Here is a 19,076-nt window from a genome sequence, read left to right as displayed (position 1 = left end):
CAGCAGTCAATCAAGGCAAAAGCAGGACGAAAGCGGAACGGAGACGGACCGACATTCCGCCACCGTCCGGTTCGCTTCCCTTCCTGATTCCCTTGGCTTGCGCGGCGCTTCAAGCGGCCGCCGCGGCGCGCCGTCGCGGCAAACCCGCGACGCTGCAACGGCGGCCGGAACGCGGCATCAGTTCGTCAGCTCCTTGATGAAGAACACGGACTGCAGGGTCGGCAGAATCTGCTGGATCATGCGGTTGAACGTCGCGCCGACCGCCGTGCCCACGTACACCACGTCAAGCGGCTGAAGCTGGAACTGCGAGGTCAGCATCACCGCATCGGGCTGCGTCAGGTCGAGCCGGAAAATCTCCGGCGAGGTCGGGTTGTCGCGCATGCCGCGCATCACGAAGATCTGCCGCGGGTTCGCATCGGTGTCGAGAATGCCGCCCGCGCCGGTCAACGCATCGGCGATCGTGAAGCGGCCCTTCAGCATGTTCATCGTGGACGGCGTCTTCACCTCGCCCATCACGAAGATGCGGCTATCGGTGCGGTCGGGCACGTTGATCACGTCGCCTGGCTGCAGCAGCACGTTTTGCGAGGTGTCGCCGCGATCGAGCATCGCATCCGCGTTCAGGATGTAGAGCTTCTTGTCGCGTGTCAGACGCACGCGCTGCAGGTCCGAGTCGGGGTTCGTGCCGCCCGAGCGGGCGATCGCATCGGACAGATTCAACGGCACATCGCTGATCGCGAGCGGCCCGGGGGTCTTCACGTCGCCGGTCACGTCGACCATCTGGCTGCGATACGCGAGCACGCGTACGTCGACTTGCGGATTCTTGATGTACGGCACGAGCGCGACCGAGAGTTCGTCACGGATTTGCGACGTGGTCTTGCCGGCCGCGCGAATACGCCCGACGAACGGGAAAAAGATCGTGCCGTCGGGTGTCACCGTCTGACCGAACGGGTCGGCCTGGCCGGGCAGCGCGGTCGTATACGGCTGCTGCAGCGTGCTCGCGATCGTCTGCGTCGTATTGCCGCCGGTCGACAGCGTCGTGCCGCTCTGCGTCGTCAGTTCCGGGTGATTCCACACGGTGATGCCGAGAATGTCCTGCGGCTGGACGTGATAGACGTAGTTGCCGCGGTCATAGCGCGACGGTGGCAGCGGCGGCTGCGCCATCGCGGCGGCGAACTTCGCCTGCTCGACGATCAGCTGCGCGTCGATCGTCTTGACGTCATAGGTCGGCTGCGGACCGGTCGGTCCCGGGTCATTCAGGCGCGACGTGTCGAGGTGATACCCGGGCGCAACCGCACAGGCCGACAGAAAAACCGTCAGCGCGACGAGAAACAGACAAGTGATATTTCGCTTCAGCATATTTTATTGAGCCATCCCATGACCAGATGTTCGATCAGCACCAGGCTTTCGCGGTATTCCCGCTCTTCGCCTCCGTACGGGTCGACCACGTCAGACCCCTCCCATTTGCCAAGCGCATGGACCTTGCCACGTGCGGCCGGGTCCAGCGCTTCGACATCCTTCACCTGGCGCTGCTCGGTCACGAGCACCAGGTCCGCATCACGCACCATCTGCCTGTTCAGGCGCCGTGCCTGATGCTCACCCGCCGTTACGCCGCGCTCCGCGAGCAGGCGCCGCATTACCGGATCCATCCCGTCACCGTCGACCGCGCGGATACCGGCGGAGTGAAAAGCAATCTGCGCGCCCGAGTGGCTGTGCTGGTGGACCTTGAACAGCATCTCGGCCGCGGGCGACCGACAGACGTTGGCGTGGCACACGATCAGGACATTGGCGAACATGGCGATATCCGTGGATGGCGTTTTTCGGTTTGGCGGTTCTCTGTGTAATTGCGGGTGAAGTTCTCAAGCGGGTTGTCAAAACGACCTGTCAGCGGCCTGCAAGCAGGCCGCGTGCGCAATGCTTTTCAAAGCGGCGCGCTGGCCATCGCCTTTGATGCATCGCGCACCGTTGCATCCTGCTGCGCGTGCTGCCGGCCGATCGCGTGATACTCGATGCCGAGTTCGCGCATCGACTCCGGCTCGTACAGGTTGCGTCCGTCGAAAATCACCGGCGTCTTCAGATGCGATTTCAGGCTGTCGAAGTCCGGGCTCTTGAACACCTTCCACTCGGTGAGGATGACGAGCGCGTCGGCGTCACGCGCGGCTTCCATCTCCTCCTCCACGAACGACAGCCGTGCATGACGCTTCGGCATGTTCTCGAGATCGAGCGCGAGCACACGCCTCGCTTCGTCCATCGCGACCGGATCGTACGCTTTCACCTTCGCGCCGCGCGCCAGCAGCTCCGCGATCAGCGGACGGCTCGGCGCTTCGCGCATATCGTCGGTGTTCGGCTTGAAGGCAAGGCCCCATACCGCGAAGGTGCGGCCCGCCAGGTCGCCGCCGAGACGCTCGACGATCTTGTTCGCGAGAATCTTCTTCTGCTCGTCGTTGACCGCTTCAACGGCTTCGAGAATGCGCAGGCCGTGGCTGTGCTCATTGCCGATCCGAATCAGCGCCTGCACGTCCTTCGGGAAGCATGAGCCGCCGTAGCCGCAGCCGGCGTACAGGAAGTCGTAGCCGATGCGCGGGTCGGAGCCGATCCCGCGGCGCACCGCTTCGATATCGGCGCCGACGCGGTCGGCGAGGTTCGCGAGCTCATTCATGAACGAAATGCGCGTCGCGAGCATCGCGTTCGCCGCGTACTTGGTGAACTCGGCCGAGCCGACATCCATGTACAACGTGCGCTCGCGATTGCGGTTAAACGGCGCATAGAGGCGCTTCATCATTTCGCGCGCTTTTTCGCCGGGCACGTCCTCATCGCAGCCGATCACGATCCGGTCCGGACGCGTGAAATCTTCGACCGCGGCGCCTTCCTTCAGAAACTCGGGGTTCGACACCACCGAGAACATCTGCTTCAGGCCGCGCGCGGCAAGCTCCGCGGACACTGCCGCCGCCACGCGGCGCGCGGTGCCGACCGGCACCGTCGACTTGTCGACGATCACCTTGAAGCCGTCCATATGCTTGCCGATGTTGCGCGCGGCGGCGAGTACGTATTGCAGATCCGCGGAACCGTCTTCATCCGGCGGCGTGCCGACTGCGATGAACTGGATGTCGCCGTGCGCGACCGACGCCGCGACATCGGTCGAGAACTTCAGGCGCCCCGCCTTGCGGTTGCGCGCGATGATTTCCAGCAGGCCCGGCTCATGGATCGGCACACCGCCGTCGTTCAGCACATCGATCTTGCGCTGATCGACATCGAGACAGAAGACGTCGTTGCCGATGTCGGCAAGACACGCGCCTGTCACGAGGCCTACGTATCCGGTTCCAATGATCGTCACGTTCATGAATCACACCTCGAAAGATTGAGTGGTCAACTGGAGTTCGACAAACAAAAGCGAATACAGATCGAATGCAAAATGAAGGGGTTCGCTGCGTCAACGCGAATGCGCGGCGCGGCGGTGTTGCGCTGCGCGTTGCGCTGTGCCTTCAATATGCATTGCTGCCGACGAAGCCCTTCCAGAAGGTCAGCACGACGATCTTCATGTCAAGCCAGAAGGTCCAGTGCTGCATGTAGTACAGATCGAGCTTCACGCGTCCCATCATCTTTTCGATGCGGTCGGTTTCGCCGCGGTAACCGTTGATCTGCGCCCAACCGGTGATGCCCGGTTTGATCCGGTAGCGATGCATGTAGCCGCGCACCAGGTCCTTATAGATGTCGTCGTGCTCGAGTGCGTGCGGGCGGGGTCCGACGACCGACATCTCGCCCTTGAGCACATTAATGAACTGCGGCAGTTCATCGAGGCTCGTGCGGCGCAGGAACGCGCCGACCGGTGTGATGCGCGGGTCGCGCCGCGTCGCCTGGGTTACCTTGCCGGTTTCCTCCTTGTGCATCTTCATCGAGCGAAACTTGTAGATCTCGAACTGGTTGCCGTCGATGCCCTTGCGTTTCTGCCGGAAAAACACCGGCCCCGGCGACGACAGCTTCACCAGCACGGCGATCACGAGCATCAGCGGCGACAGCGCGGTCAATGCGGCCAGCGCGAACAGGCGGTCGAACACGCGCTTGGGCAGCACGCGCAGATCGGTGATCGGCGACGCCGCGAGGTTGATCGCCGGCACGCCGAGCAGATCGACCATCGGCTGATTGAAGAGCGTCAGGCTCCTGACGTCCGGAATGAACCGGATGTTCACGAAATCGTTGCGGAACTCGGTGACGAAGCGATGAATCGTGCGTTCCTTCGACATCGGCAACGCCATCCACAATTCGCGCACCGCGTCGCGACGCATCGTCTGCACGAGCGTCGCGAAGTCCCGCTCGACCGGCACGCCTTCGACGTCGTGCGGCTCGAGTTCGAGCGCCTGAGGGTCGTCGAGCGGATCGTCCGCCCGGCGGTTGCGCGCCCCATCTTCGGTATAGACGACCAGCGGCTTGAAGCCCGCGTCCGGACGGCTCCTCATCTGCTCGATCAGAAACTTGCCGTACGGCACACTGCCGACGATCGCCACCGCTTTCTGATTGAAGCCCTCGCGACGCAAACCCCTCAGCACCGTATGCACGACCGCCTTCGTGACGATCAGCAGTACCACGCTCGCCACCGCCCAATAACCAAGCCACAGGCGCGACAGCAGTTCCGCGCGGTGCAGGCTGAAGCTCATCAGGATGCCGGTCAGTTCGACCATCAGCCAGCCGCACGACACGCGCCACAGCAGGTCATACAGCGACTTGCCGCGCCACGACTGATAGATGCCGAGCGCCGGAAAAAACACGACGACCAGCAGGCTGTCGAACGTCAGCGAAATGCTTTGCATGTCGTCAAGCCACGTGAAGTGCCCGACGTGCACGGCGGCCGCGATCATGGCGCCCAAGGCGACCATCGCGATGTCGATGATTCTCGATAGAACGCTCAGCATGCTGCTGCACCTCGTTGATCAAACTGATTCGGGCCGTCGTGGTCAACCCTGTTGGCCACGACGTCATCCAATCCGGCGGCTGTTAGTTATTCGCGCGGGAAAGCTCTGGCGAATTAGGTGAATACCCTCGTACTGGTATGAATAAAGAGGCATTAAAATTCGCGCCGCAAGCTTCTAAAAATAACAATTTGTATCGGTAACGATTGCCCATTTTTTTCTGAATTTATGTTGCAATAGTTACCTTTTTTCTGCACTTGGCAACACGTTTCCAGCGCAATCCGGCTGGACTCCGCCACTTTTCTTACACTACTTTCATCGCCCCTCCGGGCTCTGTTGTATTCATGCATCCGGGATTCGCGGCGAGCTGAATCCCGCTATTTCGCAATGCTCATATTTATTTGAATTTTTTGAGTGCGGTTGACTTAAATCTATCTCAATTCCGCGGGCGGAAATTTCAGAAAAAATCTCATCTATTTACGCATTCTTTTATTGAGTAATTACGACGTGTTAAAACTCGAACCACTCATCCCCGTTCGAGGAGTCAACCATGAGTGTTCTCGGCACGGCGTCGACCGCCGTCCAATCCCGGCCCGAGTTTGCCGCGCCGCTCTCCGTCAAGCTCAAGATCCAGCCTGTGATTCTGGCGGGAGGCTCCGGCACCCGGCTATGGCCGATGTCGCGCGAACAGCATCCGAAGCAACTGATCGGCTTGCTAGGCGAAGACTCGCTATTGCAGTCGACGACCCGGCGCCTCGAGGCGCTCGACGCGGGCTATCCGGTTGCCGATCAGCTCGTGGTGGTATGCAACGAAGACCATCGCTTTACGACGGCCGAACAGTTGCGCGTAACCGGCAAGGCGAGCCGCCTGATGCTCGAGCCGGTCGGCCGCGACACGGCGCCGGCACTGACCGCCGCCGCGTTGTCGGTAAGCGCGCACGACGAGGACGGCATCATGGTCGTGATGCCTGCGGATCACGCGGTCGCCGATCTCGCCAGCTTTCACGCGGCCGTCGCGGCCGGTGTGCAATACGCGGCGGCCGGCCATATCGTGACGATGGGCATCGTGCCCACGCGTGCGGAAACAGGCTACGGCTATATCCGCGTCGGCGGACCGATGTCCGCGACGAGCGGCGAAAGCGTCGGCGGCGCGCGCCGGCTTGATCGCTTCGTCGAGAAGCCGCATCTGGAACTGGCGCAACGCTACGTCGAATCGCAGGAATACTTCTGGAACAGCGGCATCTTCATCATGCGCGCGTCGACCTGGCTGAAGGCGATCAAGCACTTCCATCCGGCGATTCACGATGCGAGCGCCGCCGCTTACGCAGGCGGCAGCGCGGATGGCGACTTCTTCCGGCTGCAGCGCGATGCGTTCGCCAATTGCCCGTCGAACTCGATTGACTATGCGGTGATGGAGCAACTGGGCAGCGATACGTCCGTCGCGAGCGGCGTGGTTGTGCCGCTGGCGGCCGGCTGGTCCGACGTCGGCTCGTGGGATGCGATCTGGCAGATCCTGCCGAAGGACGCCGCCGAAAACGTCGGCCGTGGCCGCGTGATCTTCGAAGGCGCCGAATCGACGTTCGCGCATTCGGAAGGCCGGTTGATCGCCTGTGTCGGTACGCAGGATCTCGTCGTCGTCGAAACGGACGACGCGATTCTGGTGGCGAACAAGTCACGTGTGCAGGACGTGAAGAAGGTGGTCAGCCGCATTCGCAGCGAGCGTGGCACCGAGGCGACCAACCATCGCAAGGTGCATCGTCCGTGGGGCCACTACGACTCGGTCGATACCGGCGAGCGCTTCCAGGTGAAGCGCATCGTCGTGAAGCCGGGTGCGCAGCTGTCGCTGCAGATGCACCACCATCGCGCCGAGCATTGGATCGTGGTGCGCGGCACCGCGCTCGTCACGCGCGGCGAAGAGCGATTTATCGTGTCGGAAAACGAATCGGCGTATATCCCGCTCGGTGTCACGCACCGGCTCGAGAACCCGGGCAAGATGCCGCTTGAAATTATCGAGGTGCAGTCGGGTTCGTATCTCGGCGAAGACGATATCGTCCGCTTCGACGATACGTACGGCCGCCGTTGAACGCACGGCCGGCGGCGCTCGCCGCCGGTGTTTGCGCGCCGGTATCGCTGCACCGGCGTTCCCTGCTCTCCTGTTTCACCGCTCGACGTTCGATTGACACCGCGCCGCAGTCCGATCAGGACTGACGGCGCGGAATCGTTATCGCAGCGCTTCTGCCGCGGTTCTCTCACAGGTTGTTTGCAGCAGTCGCGCTGGCGGCGCTTCTTCGCCGATGCGGCGCGTGCTCACGTGCGCGTTCAGCGCACGTGCGAAAGGAATTTGCGCGTCGGCGGGAAGCGGTCCGTCGTCTTGTCGGCGGCGGCGCTGTTATCGCCCGGATATCGGCGCAATTGCAGACGGTGTGCGTTTGCATGCTGCGGGTACGACGCCGCGGCCGACGATGGCGCGGCTCCATTGCCATTGCGGTTGCCCGTGGCCGGCAACGCGTTCTTCGCTGCGGCCGACTCCGGCATCGGACGCGTGACCGGCGCCGCCGCATGCGCGGGCACTGACCGCGCCGTCGGCTGGGTCTGCACGGCTTTGTGCTGAGCGGCCTTGTGCTGAGCGACCTGCGCACGCTCCGCCACGGCCGCGCCACCCTGCTCGCCGAGCACGTGTGCCGCCGTGACGCCGCATTCGCGATCGATCCATTCGATCGCCCATTCGAGCGCGAAGCGGCGTGCCGCTTCCGCTTCGTCGAAACGCGGGCCGATCAGCCCGGAACGCTCGACGCGCCGGCCGTCTTTCATGATCTCCGCCCACGCGCGGTACAGGGAACTCGCGACCTGCTCCGCGACGACGTAGATCACATAGCCGCGTTCGTCGGCGAACTGCGCGCCGCCGGGCATCGCGAGATTCATCCACAACGGCGCGTGAAAGTCCTCCTGGTCATGCTGGCGGTCGCGCGCGGAAGCGGCGTCCGAAGTGTGGTCGTTGGGCGCAAATGCGGCGCCATGTTGATGACCGTCGTAGAGCGCGTTGTATTCGTCGTCAGCCGCATCATGTTGCGGATGCGCCTGCGTGACGCTGGCGGCGCTCGCTTCGAGCGCGCCGGCTTCGGCATCGCCGCCGGCGAAATCGGCATGCGCGGTCGGCACGATCTCGTTCGTGACCGGCTCCGCGTCGACCGTGCCCGCCAGTTGCCGCGTGATGTCGGCCATCGCGCCAAGCGGGCGCCAGCCGTTCGTGACACCCGATGCGCCCGACGTGGTCTGCCACGACTCAGGGCTCTTCCAGAACACGCCTCGCACCGCGTCGTCGCGCGTCTTCGGCGGCTCGACTTCCGGCGCCGGCCTCGCAGCGGCAGGCGGTGTGGGCTCAGGAATATACGCGAACGTGCGGCCCGTCTCGGACAGCAGACGAACCATTTCGAGCAGCGTTCCGTTGGCTTGCCATTCTTCGAAACGGCGACGGCAGGTCGGACCGGACGGATAGCGCCCAGGCAGTTTCGACCACGGTTCGCCGGTAGTCATGATCCACAGCACGGCATTGGCCACGATGCGTGGTTCGGCGCGCGGCCGTCCACGGCGATTCAAGCGGACGGCTGGCTCATCGGAAACGAGCGCGGATAACCGTGCCCATTCGTCATTGCTTAGCTCATCGAAAAACATGAATTTCTCCACGCGGGCCAGGCCAGGCCGCGGCTTTGGGCAGTCACGAACTTCTGGTGGTTCGTGTAAGCGCCCCCGGTTGCACAATATGTTTTCCGTTCCGGCCGGATTGCGAAGAAACCGCACGACGTCGCACAGCGTCAGTGCGTGTTTTCCCAATTAGCGCGCACGAAACGTGGTCTCACTCATGCATGGGAGAATTTGTGCACGAAGCATACCATTACCAGGGTTTGCGTGAATGTGATGCGGGCAAGTGTTACGGATAGAAACAAACTTGTCCTGTTCGCAGGATTGTTTCGGTCCCGTTTGTCACATAAACGTCGTGCATTCTGTTGCAGCGAATACGCGCTTCGTGGTCGCTTGACGCATTCTCTCGGCCTTTTGCAATTCGCTTATGCAAAGCGTATCGCGATCTGCCGCACAACCTGTTTTGTAACCCATTCAGATCGCGCGCGTTGCGTGATTCATACGCTCATGGTTGCTTAAACGAAAGGCCACGCGCCGATCGCTAGCGCTAAACCGCGTTTAGCGCACCGGCGTCGCCGCGTGTTCACCGACCACGGTGGTCCACGCACGCACACGCCATCGTTTGACGAGTCCTGCCCGCACGTCGAGATCGGCGTTCGCGAACGCTTCAGCCGCCTGCTGCGACGCGCCGCTGAACCGCAGCACCGCGAGATCGACCGGCTCCGCGAGCGCGCCGCCCAATTGCAGTTCACCGCGCGCAACCGACTCCCACGCGAGCTTCAGATGCGCGGCGCGAAACTCGCCGCGCGCGGCGCCTTACGCATACCCAGGGAAACACCTGCCCCACCGGCATGGATAACCGTCAACCGTCGCCCCCATTAGCCCGTTCTGACAATTACCATTCAATACGATGGTGCTGCAGACGGGCCGGACGCGTTGGCCCCGGATCGAACCATGACGAATAACGCTAACCACCGATGGAGTCTCCCATGAAGATCCAATCCGCAATCGCCGCACTCGTGCTCGGCGGACTACTCGCGGCCCCTGCATTTGCCGACAACAGCCAGCAAAACAAAATGACGATGTGCAATAAACAGGCCGGCGACAAGAAAGGCGACGACCGCAAGGCGTTTATGAAGAGCTGTCTGTCCGCATCGTCGGCCATGGCCGCGTCGGCGCCGATGACGCAACAGGAGAAAATGAAGGCCTGCAACGCACAAGCGGGCGACAAGAAAGGCGACGACCGCAAGGCATTCATGAAGACCTGCCTCAGCAACAAGGGCTAACGCGTTGGCGTTTGTTTGGCGTTTGTTTGAACGCAGTTGCATTGCATTGCATTGCATTCGCAATCGGCTGCGCACGAGCGCCTGTGCTTAGCCGCGAGGCGCTCATGCAGCATGTCTGAATAACCTGGGTGGGCATTGGGCGAACGGTTTAACGATGCAAGGCGGTTCGTCGCCGCCTTGCATTGTCGATGCCGACTGTGATGCTCGTTGCGTCATCAAGCATTTCCCTGCCGCGCCCGCTACCTCACGTGGCGCGCGACGCATACCGCCCCCTCTCGTATCGGCGAGTTGCGCCCGACCCGTTTTCTTCTATGATGGCGGCACAGACGGCCCCACCGCGCCATACAAAAGACAATCGACACACCACCAAGGGCCGCCCGCTTGTCGTTGATGCCAAAGCGCATGCACGGAGGCAAGAATGGTTGGGAGACACAAGAATCGCTGGCTGCGTCGCTGGCTCGTCGCGATCATTTTCTGGTCGGTGCCGGTGGGGATCGTCGCGGTACGCGAAATTCAGGAGGAGATGGCCTATAACAGGGTCGACCTGAACAACGCGCTGACGAGCTGGCAGTTCACCGATGCGCAACGCGCCGCGGGCGCTCCGGCCCGTTGCCGCGGCACGCCCGACGATGCACGCGCGGCGGGCTGTCCCGCTGATGTGCTCGCCGCGAATGCGCCGCGCCAGCAAGACGCGATCGATGAATACAAGCTGCGCCGCAGAACGCTCGCGTCCTACCTGTGGCATGCGTTCGTCGGCTACTGGGTCGTGCCGGCGGCGACGCTCTTCGTGATCGGCACACTGATCGGCGGCATCCGGCGTGCGCTGCGCCGGCCGCCGGTGCAGCACGCCGCGTCGGACGCCGCGCAGAGTTCAGCCAAGCGCCAGGCGAATCACTGAACTGAAACATCGACCGAGCGCGCATCGCGCGCGACGATTGATGCGTCGCCGCAACACTTTCAGCATCATTTCGATTCGACTGCGTCCGGGGTGCGTACTCAGTAAAAATAACCGTTATGCGAATCGACCGATCGCGCTCAAATGATCAGTGCAAAGCGCGTGCCGCGCGAGCCAGGCACCGTGCGAACCTTCGCGAAGCAACGCCTTTGTCCGCACGCAGCGCCAGGTCAGATTTACCCTCATGCCCCGTGATTTGCCCGGAAACGCCCATCACACAAGGCGCTGCGGGTTGCCGGTAAAAGACGCTCTTTGTGCATCCGTGTGTTATAACTAAACGGCAACCCGCGTGACCTGAGGCTGCATCCCCGGAACCACGATGGAGAAAAACGATGCAAAGACGAAACTTCATTCTAAAAAGTAGCGCCGCGCTCGCTTTCGGAAGTCTTGCACTGGCAGGCTGCACCACCACCGGGAAGTCTGGAGAATCTGCCGCGACCGATATGTCGAAGCGGCAGTCGATCGACGCGTCCGTTGACGGCACGATGTCGCGGCTCTTCAGCACCGTCAGCGGTTCGCGCGAACTGGTCGGGAAAGCGCGCGGCGTGCTGGTGTTCCCGTCGGTGATCCAGGTTGGCTTTGTGATCGGCGGGCAGTACGGCGAAGGCGCGCTGCGCGTCGACGGCAGCTCGGTCGGCTACTACAGCACCATATCGGGTTCGTTCGGTCTGCAGGCAGGCGCGCAGTCGAAGGCGCTCATTTTCCTGTTCATGACGCAGGACGCGCTCGACCGGTTCCGCTCAGCGGATGGCTGGTCGGTCGGCGCCGATGCGTCGGTCGCCCTGGTGAAGGTCGGTGCAAACGGTGTGGTCGACTCGACCACGGCGACCGCGCCCGTCGAGGTGTTCGTGCTGACCAATGCGGGTTTGATGGCCGATGTGTCGCTCGCCGGTACGAAGGTCACCCGGCTGAAGATCTGAGCACCCGGCGAACTCGCGTACCGTCTCTGGCGGGTCGCTGCGCGCGATACCGGACAAGGAATAGCCCACGTCTTTGCGGACGTGGGGCTTACTGAGATGGTCAGCCTGACCGACACAGCCCGATCGGCTTACGCTGATCGGGCTGTGTCCTTTTTGGGAGATCGTCACGGACACCATCTCGTTGATCGGAATCGATCTCGGCAAGCCTTGCTTCCGGTGTTCCGCAAGAAGCTGACGCGCCGCCAGTTGTTCACGCTGCTGGGCCATTCCCACGCCAATACAGCACGGGCGGCAAGCCGACACTGCTGAGCATCAGCAAGCGCGGCGATAAGAATTTGAGGCGACTACCGGTGCAATGTGCGCGCGTTCTCATGCCGCAGGTCCAACGACGCACCGATCGTCTGGGCGCCTGGCTGCGCAGCCTGTTGATCCGGCGACATTAGCGGTTTCAGCTATCTCCTGCCGTTGCAGGTGATACGCCGTCGTTACCTGAGTACAGGTGGCCTCTTCAGAATGAAGTCTCATTTCATGAACTGGGGAGCTTCATATGAACGTCTCGAACGCGTCGCCGCAGTCGGCTGGTCAGCCGAGCCAAAACGATTCGCCCCACCCGGAAACGGGCGTCAGGTCCGTGCAGTCGGACTCGGGCGCCCTGGTCACGGCCCGTGTTGACGGATATCACTCCGGGACCGGGACAATCAGCATTCGCGCTCGTCACGGTAGCGAACAGGCCTCCGTGTCGTTCTCCAACGGAGGAGCGCCTGTTGTTCATACGCAGTCCCGGCAGATCGGTCCGATCTTCCGCGGCAACGACGGCAGACTCTATGAGCAGACTGGAGAAGAGCGTTATCTACCTTACCCGGGATATTCGGGGCATCTGCAATACAGATCGACGTTCGAACCGCTTCCACGAAACCAGACGATTGCTTCTGATTCAGGAGCGTTGAAAATACAGTCCGATCGACCGGGCCGTTTCGGTGACATCCGTGTGCAAGACAAGACCGGCGACCAACTGGCGCAAATTTCACTACTACCCGGCCGCGATGGCGACGTCGCGGTGAACGATGTCAATCACTCGCTTGTGTGGATACGCGCCGATGCAAACGAGATCCTGCGGCTCCCTTCTAATTAACAGCGCCGAGCCCCGAAAGGCTCGCTAACGGATCTCAACTGGATCTCAACTGGATCTCAACTTTTTCGGTTCACTGCCTGTTAGCAACGGATGCGCTTTGCCGAACGATTGGCGCATCCCTCGTCTCACAAGCCCGCTTGCGGCATTGTCACTGACTCGTCGACGTGTCGATCACCTTGAAGCGCGCACGCTTCTGCGCACGGATCACCGACTGATACGCATCGACGTATTGCTGCGCCATCCGGTGCGACGTGAAACGCTCTTCGAAACGCTGCCGCACGCGCTGTCGCGGTAGCTTGTTCAGCCGGTTCACCGCCGCGACCGCGCCGATCTCGTCTTCGACGATATAGCCGGATACGCCATCGTCGAGGACCTCGGGCACCGCACCGCGATTGAACGCGATCACCGGCGTGCCGCATGCCATCGCCTCGATCATCACGAGACCAAACGGCTCCGGCCAATCGATCGGGAACAGGAGCGCATGCGCACCGGACAGAAAGTCGGCCTTCTGGTCGTCGGCGATTTCACCGATGTATTCGACATACGGCAGATCGAACAGCGGCCGGATATCGCGCTCGAAGTATTCGCGGTCGGCCGCGTCGACTTTCGCCGCGATACGGATTGGCATCCCGCAGCGGCCCGCAATGCGAATCGCCGTATCGACGCGTTTCTCCGGCGAAATGCGGCCGAGAAACGCGAGGTACTTCTGCTCGACCGGTTGCGGCGTATAAAGCGCTTCGGGCAGCCCGTGATAGACGGTCGTGAGCCAGCGCGCCTGCGGCAAAGGCTGGCGCTGCGCGTTCGAGATCGAAATGACCGGCGCGGTGTTGAAGGTGTCAAACACCGGCTGCTGCTCGGGCAGATCGAGACGGCCGTGCAGCGTCGTCACGAACGGCGTTTCCTGGCGCTTGAACACCGAAAACGAGTAGTAATCCATATGGAAATGCAGCACGTCGAACTGGTCCGCCTGGCGGCGCACCAGTTCCATCAGCAACATATGCGGCGCGACGCGGTCGCGGATGCCCGGATCGAGGCGCAGCGCACGCGGCCACACCGCTTCGAGCTTCGCGCTCGTGACCGAATCGCCGCTGGCAAACAGCGTGACATCGTGGCCGAGATCGACCAGCGCCTCAGTGATATACGACACGACCCGCTCCGTGCCGCCGTAAAGTTTCGGCGGTACCGACTCGGTCAAAGGGGCGATCTGCGCAATTCTCATGACGTCTCCGTAGTGGCAAGCGAGTATGCCAGCGCGTCGAGCTTGCCGGCAATCGGCATGAACCTCAGGCATGAACCTCAGGCATGAACCTCAGGTCAACAACCGCCTGCGCGTGAACCCATGCGCAATGGCTCATTGCTCTGTCGTGTGCTGTCGTTTGGCATACGTGACTCGATTATTGCCTGGGTTACCGAAAAAAACCGCGTCTATTGCACTTGCAGCGCGCTGTTACAAACGGGAAACATTCGCTCACGAACACGCGGCAGCCTGCGTACTCCCCCGCTTGCCGGTATATCGCGTGATGTGCGCGGCACGCTCGCGCGGTGCCCCTGCCTAGCGCGTCGGCCATTTCCAGGCCGGCAGGTCGAGTTCGTCGGCACCCGCGATGCGGGTCGCCCCGAGTTCCTTCTCGAGCACCAGCGACTGGCTGCCGCTGTCACGCTCGAGCGACGCAATCAGCCGCGCCGCATGCGACACCACCAGCACCTGCGAATGTGTCGATGCTTGCGCGATCAACCGTCCGAGTGCCGGCAGCAGGTCCGGATGCAGGCTCGTTTCCGGTTCGTTCAGCACCAGCAGCGCGGGTGGGCGCGGCGTCAGCAACGCGGCAATCAGCAGCAGATAGCGCAGCGTACCGTCCGACAGTTCCGCTGCCTTGAGCGGCCGCAGCAGGCCTTGCTGCTGCATCGTCACTTCGAAGCGACCGTCGCGGTTCGCGATGTCGATCCGCGCGCCGGGAAACGCGTCGCTCACCGCATCGTCGAGCGCGCGCGGCGAGCCGATCTCGCGGATCGTCTGCAGCGCGGCGGCGAGATCGGCGCCGTCGTCGGCGAGCACCGGCGTATGCGTGCCGATTTGCGGCACGCGCGCGGGCGCGCCGGCGTCGGTCCGGAAGTAGTCGTAGAAGCGCCACGAACGGATCTGCTCGCGCACCGCCAGCATTTCCGGCGCGCCGTGAGGATCGGCGAACTCGGTCATCATGCTGTCGAAGCTCGCGATGGTCTGCGGGACGGTCTGCCAGTCGCCATCGTCCGCGCGTGTGCGCAGCGACGCGCCGTGCCGGTCGACAAGCAGCGCCGCCGGCCGCCACAGCGGCCCGCTCCAGATGCACTCGCGCTTGATCACCGGGTCGAGGCTGAACTGCGTCGGGCCCGGAATCGGCAGGCCGAGGTCGATCGCATAGCCAAAGTCATCGCCCGCAAAGCCGAGACGCAGGTTCACCGGTTCATGGCGGCGTGTGCCTTGCACCGGCGCTTCCCCCGCGAGCATCGCGCGCGAAAAGCGTTCGGGGCCGGCCCATAACGTCGACGGCAGGCCGCCTTCACGCGCGAGCGACGGTATCACGCCGCCGCGGGCCGTCGCGGCGAGCAGCCGCAGCGCGCGGTACACGTTCGACTTGCCGCTGCCGTTCGGACCGGTCACCACATTGAGCCCGGCAAGCGGCACGATCAGGTCGCGCAGCGAACGGTAATGGGCGATCGCGAGGGTCGTCAGCACAGCCGACTGGCGCCGCTCAGACCGACGGTCCGCTAGCGGACGCCGCGCCGGCAAGCGGCACGCTGCGCAGGTCGCGCAGATACGTATCGCGCCACACGCCGAGGTCGTTCTTGCGCAGCGCGTCCATGTTGATTTCGTGGCGCCGCTTGCGCTCGTCGAGCGGCATCGACAGCGCGCGCTGCAACGCCTCGCACATGCCTAGCGAATCGTGCGGGTTCACGATCAGCGCGCCGCTCAGTTCGGCCGCGGCACCCGCGAACATCGACAGCACCAGCACGCCCGGATCGTCGGGGTTCTGCGCAGCGACGTATTCCTTGGCGACGAGGTTCATCCCGTCATGCAGCGGCGTGACAAAACCGATCTGCGACTCGCGGAACAGCGACATCAGTTTCCAGCGGTCGTAGCGCTGGTTCAGGTAGCGGATCGGCGTGTAATCTAGGCCCGAGTAACGGCCGTTGATGCGTCCTGCTTCATATTCGAGGTCCTGACGGATCTGCTGATAAGTCGATACGTCGGCGCGGGTGGGCGGTGCGATCTGCACGAGCGTCACGTTGCCGCGCCATTCGGGCGAGCGTTCGAGCAGTTGCTCGAACGCGCGGAAGCGTTCGACAAGCCCCTTCGAATAGTCGAGCCGATCGACGCTCATGATCAGCTTGCGGCCTTCGAGGCTTTGCTTCAGGTCCATCACGTGTTGCCGGCTCTCATAGCGTTTGGCCTGTTCGGCGATCTCGTCCGGGAACACGCCGATCCGGTAGACGCCCGTGCGCAGCGTGCGGCCGAATGCTTCGACATGGCCGTCCGCCTTCACGGTGCCGCGCGCATGGCGCTCGATGTAGTCGTGAAACGCGAGCTGGTCGGTGTCGGTCTGGAAGCCCAGCAGGTCGTAGCAGCACATCGATTTGACCAGCTCTTCGTGCGGCGGGATGTTGATCACGATCTGCGGCGATGGAAACGGGATATGCAGAAAGAAGCCGATGCGGTTTGTCAGGCCTTCGGCGCGCAGCGCTTCGGCGAACGGAATCAGGTGGTAATCGTGCGCCCAGATGATGTCGTCGGGCTCAAGCAGCTTGACCAGCTTGTGCGCCAGCCACGCGTTCACGCGCCGGTAGCCCGCGTATTCGTCGCGCTCATAGCGCGCGAGGTCGTTGCGATAGTGGAACACCGGCCACAGCGTCGCATTCGAAAAGCCCCGGTAGTACTGGTCGTAGTCCTTGCGCGTCAGGCCCACCGTCGCGAACGTCACGGCACCATCCTGCTCGAGCGTCGGCCCTGCATTCGCGACCGTTTCGCTGACGACATCGCCGCTCCATCCGAACCAGACGCCGCCGGTATCCTTCAGCGCGCCGAACAAGCCGACCGCGAGTCCGCCGGCCGACCCCCTGGTTTCGGTCGGCGTCGCGACGCGATTCGACACGACGATCAGTCGCCCCATGCTGTTGCCCTCCTCTGTCTGTTCATGTGCCCGTGCCCGTGCCCGCGTCCGTGCCGCGTCCCGCGACCGGATCGGCCTCGGTATTCGCGGCGGTGCTTGACGCCGGCGCGGGCGCCGCCTTCGGCATCCAGTCAAGCGGCTCGCGGGTCGGCATATCGCCCGCGCCGTTTGCGTCCCAGTTCGCCGCCAGATCGGCCCGCGAGCGCGGCAGGTATTGCGGGTAGTGCTGCTGCACGAAACTGACGAGCCCTTCGCGAACCCGGCAGCGCAAATCCCAGTTCAGCCCCGAATCGCCCGAGCTCACCAGCACGCGCAACTGCATCGCGCGATCGGTCGCATCGGTAACCTGCAGCACCTGCACGCGGCCGTCCCATTCAGGCGCCGTCTCGACGAGGCGCGCGAGCTCGTCGCGCAGCGGCGCGAGCGGCATCCGGTAATCGACGAACATAAACACGCTGCCGATGATTTGCGCATTGCTGCGCGTCCAGTTCTGAAACGGATTCTCGATGAACCACTGCAACGGCACAATCAGGCGGCGCTGGTCCCACAGTCGCACCGACACGTAGGTGCCCGTGATTTCCTCGATGCGTCCCCACTCGCCCTGGATCACGACGACGTCGTCGAGCCGGATCGGCTGAGACAATGCAATCTGCAAGCCCGCGATCAGGTTGCCGAGCACCGGCCGCGCGGCAATACCGGCGACCAGACCGGCGACGCCGGCCGACGCAAGCAGGCTCGCGCCGATCTGCCGGACATTCGGGAACGTCATCAGCGCGGCGCCGATACCGACGATCACGATCACCACCATCACCGAGCGCGCGAGCACGCGCGCCTGCGTGTGAATGCGACGCGCGTGCAGGTTATCGGCAGTATCGAGCGGATGGGCGGCGATGATCGCCTCGCCGATTGCGGCCGCGGTACGCACCGACAGCCACGTGATCGCCGCGATCAGCGCAAATGCCGCGACATCTCTGAGCCCGACAATCAGCGGCAGCGAATCCGGCGCCTCCCACCAGACGATCTCGAGCGCGATGATCGTCATCACGAGCTGCGCGGGTCGGCCGATATGGCGCAGCACGACCGTCAGAAGCGGATACGGGCGGGCGACGCGCAGCAGTATGCGCTTGCCGAACCCATGCGCGCCGATCGCGACAGCCACGAGGCAGGCGGACACGACCAACGTGCCGAGCCACGAATGAAGCGGCGCCGCGGCAATGCGGCTGAGATCGTCGAACGTCAACATCAACGTCTGTTTCCTCGTGAAGGTTACGGAGCAGGAGAGCGGCCCATGCCGGAGCCACCCGTTCTGTTCGATGCGTCGTTCAGCGCATCGGTTCGCATTGCGCGTAGCCTGATCAATGGGCCCGAACGACGGCCGAACGACGGGCCGAACAACGCGAATCGATCAGCCAGCGCGCGATGCGCAGCCGGGCCGACGGCCGGCCAGCGAGTGGCGGACTGCGCGCATCGTGCGCGCGCGTGGTGTGATTGCCAGGCGCGTCAAGCAAAGCAGCGCTCGTGCCCGTGCCTGACAGGGACCTTCAGAAGAAATACAGCGGTGCCGCGACACGCGCGGCCGCCATCCGCGGACACGACTGGACACTACCAGACATGACTGGGCATCACCAGGAGTATCGCCCCGGTACCGCGTTTTGGCCCGCTGCGCACAAGCCGTTCGCGCAGGCGGCCAGCCGGCTACGTCGCGCTCAAGCGGTCGGTCAGTCAGTTCGACCCTCTGCACGGAAATGCCTTGCCGAGCCCCAGCGATACCGCGGTGCTCGCGTTGAAGCTCGCCGCATTCGGATTTTCCGCGATGTATTTGCGTACCGCATCGGTCAACTGCTGCGAACGGGCGTCCGGCGGCAGGCAGAAGTATTGCCCGACACGCGGGCCCGTGGTGCCGCCGATCGCGTCGATCGTGTTGAATACCCCGTCGGCCGCGCCTTCGATATAGGCGCCGCATGCGCTTCGCGACGCGATATCGGTCTTCGTGCACAGCTTGTTGAGGTCGCCCCCCGTAAACGCGTGCGCCGACAGCGGGACGGCAAGCACGCTGGCGCAAATCAGAACCCGCAGCATGATGTTCCTTCGAGGT

15 protein-coding genes and 2 pseudogenes are annotated in these 19,076 nt (G+C 63.2%); 6 read left to right on the top strand and 11 right to left on the bottom strand.

Annotated elements, in window-relative coordinates:
* Positions 1-177 precede the first annotated feature (177 nt).
* The 4 genes from HV796_RS06625 to HV796_RS06610 form a co-directional block, all read right to left on the bottom strand.
* Entirely contained in the window at positions 178-1,356 is a 1,179-nt protein-coding gene (locus HV796_RS06625) for a polysaccharide biosynthesis/export family protein (protein ID WP_175225671.1), read from the bottom strand.
* Positions 1,350-1,793 carry a low molecular weight protein-tyrosine-phosphatase gene (locus HV796_RS06620; protein ID WP_175225670.1) on the bottom strand — a complete coding sequence of 148 codons (444 nt, stop codon included), beginning with the start codon at positions 1,791-1,793 and terminating at the stop codon, positions 1,350-1,352. Before HV796_RS06620 ends, HV796_RS06625 begins: the two co-directional genes overlap by 7 nt.
* Positions 1,794-1,918: 125 nt before the next feature.
* Complete coding sequence (locus tag HV796_RS06615) at positions 1,919-3,337, bottom strand: UDP-glucose dehydrogenase family protein (protein WP_175225669.1); 1,419 nt, start codon at positions 3,335-3,337, stop codon at positions 1,919-1,921.
* 142 nt (positions 3,338-3,479) lie between these two features.
* Positions 3,480-4,904 carry an undecaprenyl-phosphate glucose phosphotransferase gene (locus HV796_RS06610; RefSeq protein WP_175225668.1) on the bottom strand — a complete coding sequence of 475 codons (1,425 nt, stop codon included), beginning with the start codon at positions 4,902-4,904 and terminating at the stop codon, positions 3,480-3,482.
* Between the two features lie 547 nt (positions 4,905-5,451).
* On the opposite strand from HV796_RS06610, the gene HV796_RS06605 reads away from it, so the two are divergent.
* On the top strand, positions 5,452-6,984 hold the full coding sequence (locus HV796_RS06605; protein ID WP_175225667.1) for a mannose-1-phosphate guanylyltransferase/mannose-6-phosphate isomerase: 1,533 nt from the start codon (positions 5,452-5,454) through the stop codon (positions 6,982-6,984).
* 236 nt (positions 6,985-7,220) lie between these two features.
* Here the strand turns inward: HV796_RS06605 and HV796_RS06600 are convergent, their stop codons facing one another.
* On the bottom strand, positions 7,221-8,573 hold the full coding sequence (locus HV796_RS06600; protein ID WP_175225666.1) for a transposase: 1,353 nt from the start codon (positions 8,571-8,573) through the stop codon (positions 7,221-7,223).
* A gap of 525 nt (positions 8,574-9,098) precedes the next feature.
* A pseudogene (locus HV796_RS06595) lies at positions 9,099-9,347 on the bottom strand (YciI-like protein); the annotation flags it as partial.
* A 182-nt stretch (positions 9,348-9,529) separates the two neighbouring features.
* Between HV796_RS06595 and HV796_RS06590 the strand changes: the two are divergent.
* The 5 genes and pseudogenes from HV796_RS06590 (at position 9,530) to HV796_RS06570 (ending at position 12,833) form a co-directional block, all read left to right on the top strand.
* A complete protein-coding gene (locus tag HV796_RS06590; RefSeq protein WP_175225665.1) occupies positions 9,530-9,826 on the top strand; it encodes a PsiF family protein in 297 nt (98 codons plus the stop codon).
* A gap of 418 nt (positions 9,827-10,244) precedes the next feature.
* Positions 10,245-10,724 (top strand): hypothetical protein, encoded by a 480-nt coding sequence (locus tag HV796_RS06585; protein ID WP_175225664.1) that lies wholly within the window; start codon positions 10,245-10,247, stop codon positions 10,722-10,724.
* Between the two features lie 389 nt (positions 10,725-11,113).
* Positions 11,114-11,701: a BPSL1445 family SYLF domain-containing lipoprotein gene (locus tag HV796_RS06580; protein ID WP_175225663.1), complete on the top strand. Its 588-nt coding sequence runs from the start codon at positions 11,114-11,116 to the stop codon at positions 11,699-11,701.
* Between the two features lie 254 nt (positions 11,702-11,955).
* Positions 11,956-12,141: pseudogene (locus HV796_RS06575) on the top strand (transposase); the annotation flags it as partial.
* A 107-nt stretch (positions 12,142-12,248) separates the two neighbouring features.
* Positions 12,249-12,833: a hypothetical protein gene (locus tag HV796_RS06570; protein WP_175225662.1), complete on the top strand. Its 585-nt coding sequence runs from the start codon at positions 12,249-12,251 to the stop codon at positions 12,831-12,833.
* 148 nt (positions 12,834-12,981) lie between these two features.
* On the opposite strand, the gene HV796_RS06565 is transcribed toward HV796_RS06570, so the two are convergent.
* The 5 genes from HV796_RS06565 to HV796_RS06545 form a co-directional block, all read right to left on the bottom strand.
* The gene (locus HV796_RS06565) at positions 12,982-14,052 is read right to left on the bottom strand and encodes a glycosyltransferase family 4 protein (protein ID WP_175225661.1); all 1,071 of its coding nucleotides are present in this window, start codon (positions 14,050-14,052) and stop codon (positions 12,982-12,984) included.
* 333 nt (positions 14,053-14,385) lie between these two features.
* Positions 14,386-15,549: an AAA family ATPase gene (locus tag HV796_RS06560; protein WP_175225660.1), complete on the bottom strand. Its 1,164-nt coding sequence runs from the start codon at positions 15,547-15,549 to the stop codon at positions 14,386-14,388.
* A 16-nt stretch (positions 15,550-15,565) separates the two neighbouring features.
* Positions 15,566-16,981 carry an alpha,alpha-trehalose-phosphate synthase (UDP-forming) gene (gene otsA / locus HV796_RS06555; protein ID WP_175225659.1) on the bottom strand — a complete coding sequence of 472 codons (1,416 nt, stop codon included), beginning with the start codon at positions 16,979-16,981 and terminating at the stop codon, positions 15,566-15,568.
* A gap of 22 nt (positions 16,982-17,003) precedes the next feature.
* On the bottom strand, positions 17,004-18,224 hold the full coding sequence (locus HV796_RS06550) for a mechanosensitive ion channel family protein (RefSeq protein WP_175225658.1): 1,221 nt from the start codon (positions 18,222-18,224) through the stop codon (positions 17,004-17,006).
* A gap of 479 nt (positions 18,225-18,703) precedes the next feature.
* A complete protein-coding gene (locus tag HV796_RS06545; RefSeq protein WP_175225657.1) occupies positions 18,704-19,060 on the bottom strand; it encodes a Rap1a/Tai family immunity protein in 357 nt (118 codons plus the stop codon).
* Positions 19,061-19,076: the final 16 nt, after the last annotated feature.

Source organism: Paraburkholderia humisilvae (assembly GCF_902859855.1).
Lineage (GTDB): Bacteria > Pseudomonadota > Gammaproteobacteria > Burkholderiales > Burkholderiaceae > Paraburkholderia > Paraburkholderia humisilvae.
This window is presented reverse-complemented; position numbering and strand designations above follow the sequence as displayed.

What these genes read in the sequence shown, in the direction of transcription:
- HV796_RS06625 (WP_175225671.1), bottom strand. Translation starts at nt 1,356, where the DNA reads ATGCTGAAGCGAAATATCACTTGTCTGTTTCTCGTCGCGCTGACGGTT.
- HV796_RS06620 (WP_175225670.1), bottom strand. Translation starts at nt 1,793, where the DNA reads ATGTTCGCCAATGTCCTGATCGTGTGCCACGCCAACGTCTGTCGGTCG.
- HV796_RS06615 (WP_175225669.1), bottom strand. Translation starts at nt 3,337, where the DNA reads ATGAACGTGACGATCATTGGAACCGGATACGTAGGCCTCGTGACAGGC.
- HV796_RS06610 (WP_175225668.1), bottom strand. Translation starts at nt 4,904, where the DNA reads ATGCTGAGCGTTCTATCGAGAATCATCGACATCGCGATGGTCGCCTTG.
- HV796_RS06605 (WP_175225667.1), top strand. Translation starts at nt 5,452, where the DNA reads ATGAGTGTTCTCGGCACGGCGTCGACCGCCGTCCAATCCCGGCCCGAG.
- HV796_RS06600 (WP_175225666.1), bottom strand. Translation starts at nt 8,573, where the DNA reads ATGTTTTTCGATGAGCTAAGCAATGACGAATGGGCACGGTTATCCGCG.
- HV796_RS06590 (WP_175225665.1), top strand. Translation starts at nt 9,530, where the DNA reads ATGAAGATCCAATCCGCAATCGCCGCACTCGTGCTCGGCGGACTACTC.
- HV796_RS06585 (WP_175225664.1), top strand. Translation starts at nt 10,245, where the DNA reads ATGGTTGGGAGACACAAGAATCGCTGGCTGCGTCGCTGGCTCGTCGCG.
- HV796_RS06580 (WP_175225663.1), top strand. Translation starts at nt 11,114, where the DNA reads ATGCAAAGACGAAACTTCATTCTAAAAAGTAGCGCCGCGCTCGCTTTC.
- HV796_RS06570 (WP_175225662.1), top strand. Translation starts at nt 12,249, where the DNA reads ATGAACGTCTCGAACGCGTCGCCGCAGTCGGCTGGTCAGCCGAGCCAA.
- HV796_RS06565 (WP_175225661.1), bottom strand. Translation starts at nt 14,052, where the DNA reads ATGAGAATTGCGCAGATCGCCCCTTTGACCGAGTCGGTACCGCCGAAA.
- otsA (WP_175225659.1), bottom strand. Translation starts at nt 16,981, where the DNA reads ATGGGGCGACTGATCGTCGTGTCGAATCGCGTCGCGACGCCGACCGAA.
- HV796_RS06550 (WP_175225658.1), bottom strand. Translation starts at nt 18,224, where the DNA reads ATGTTGACGTTCGACGATCTCAGCCGCATTGCCGCGGCGCCGCTTCAT.
- HV796_RS06545 (WP_175225657.1), bottom strand. Translation starts at nt 19,060, where the DNA reads ATGCTGCGGGTTCTGATTTGCGCCAGCGTGCTTGCCGTCCCGCTGTCG.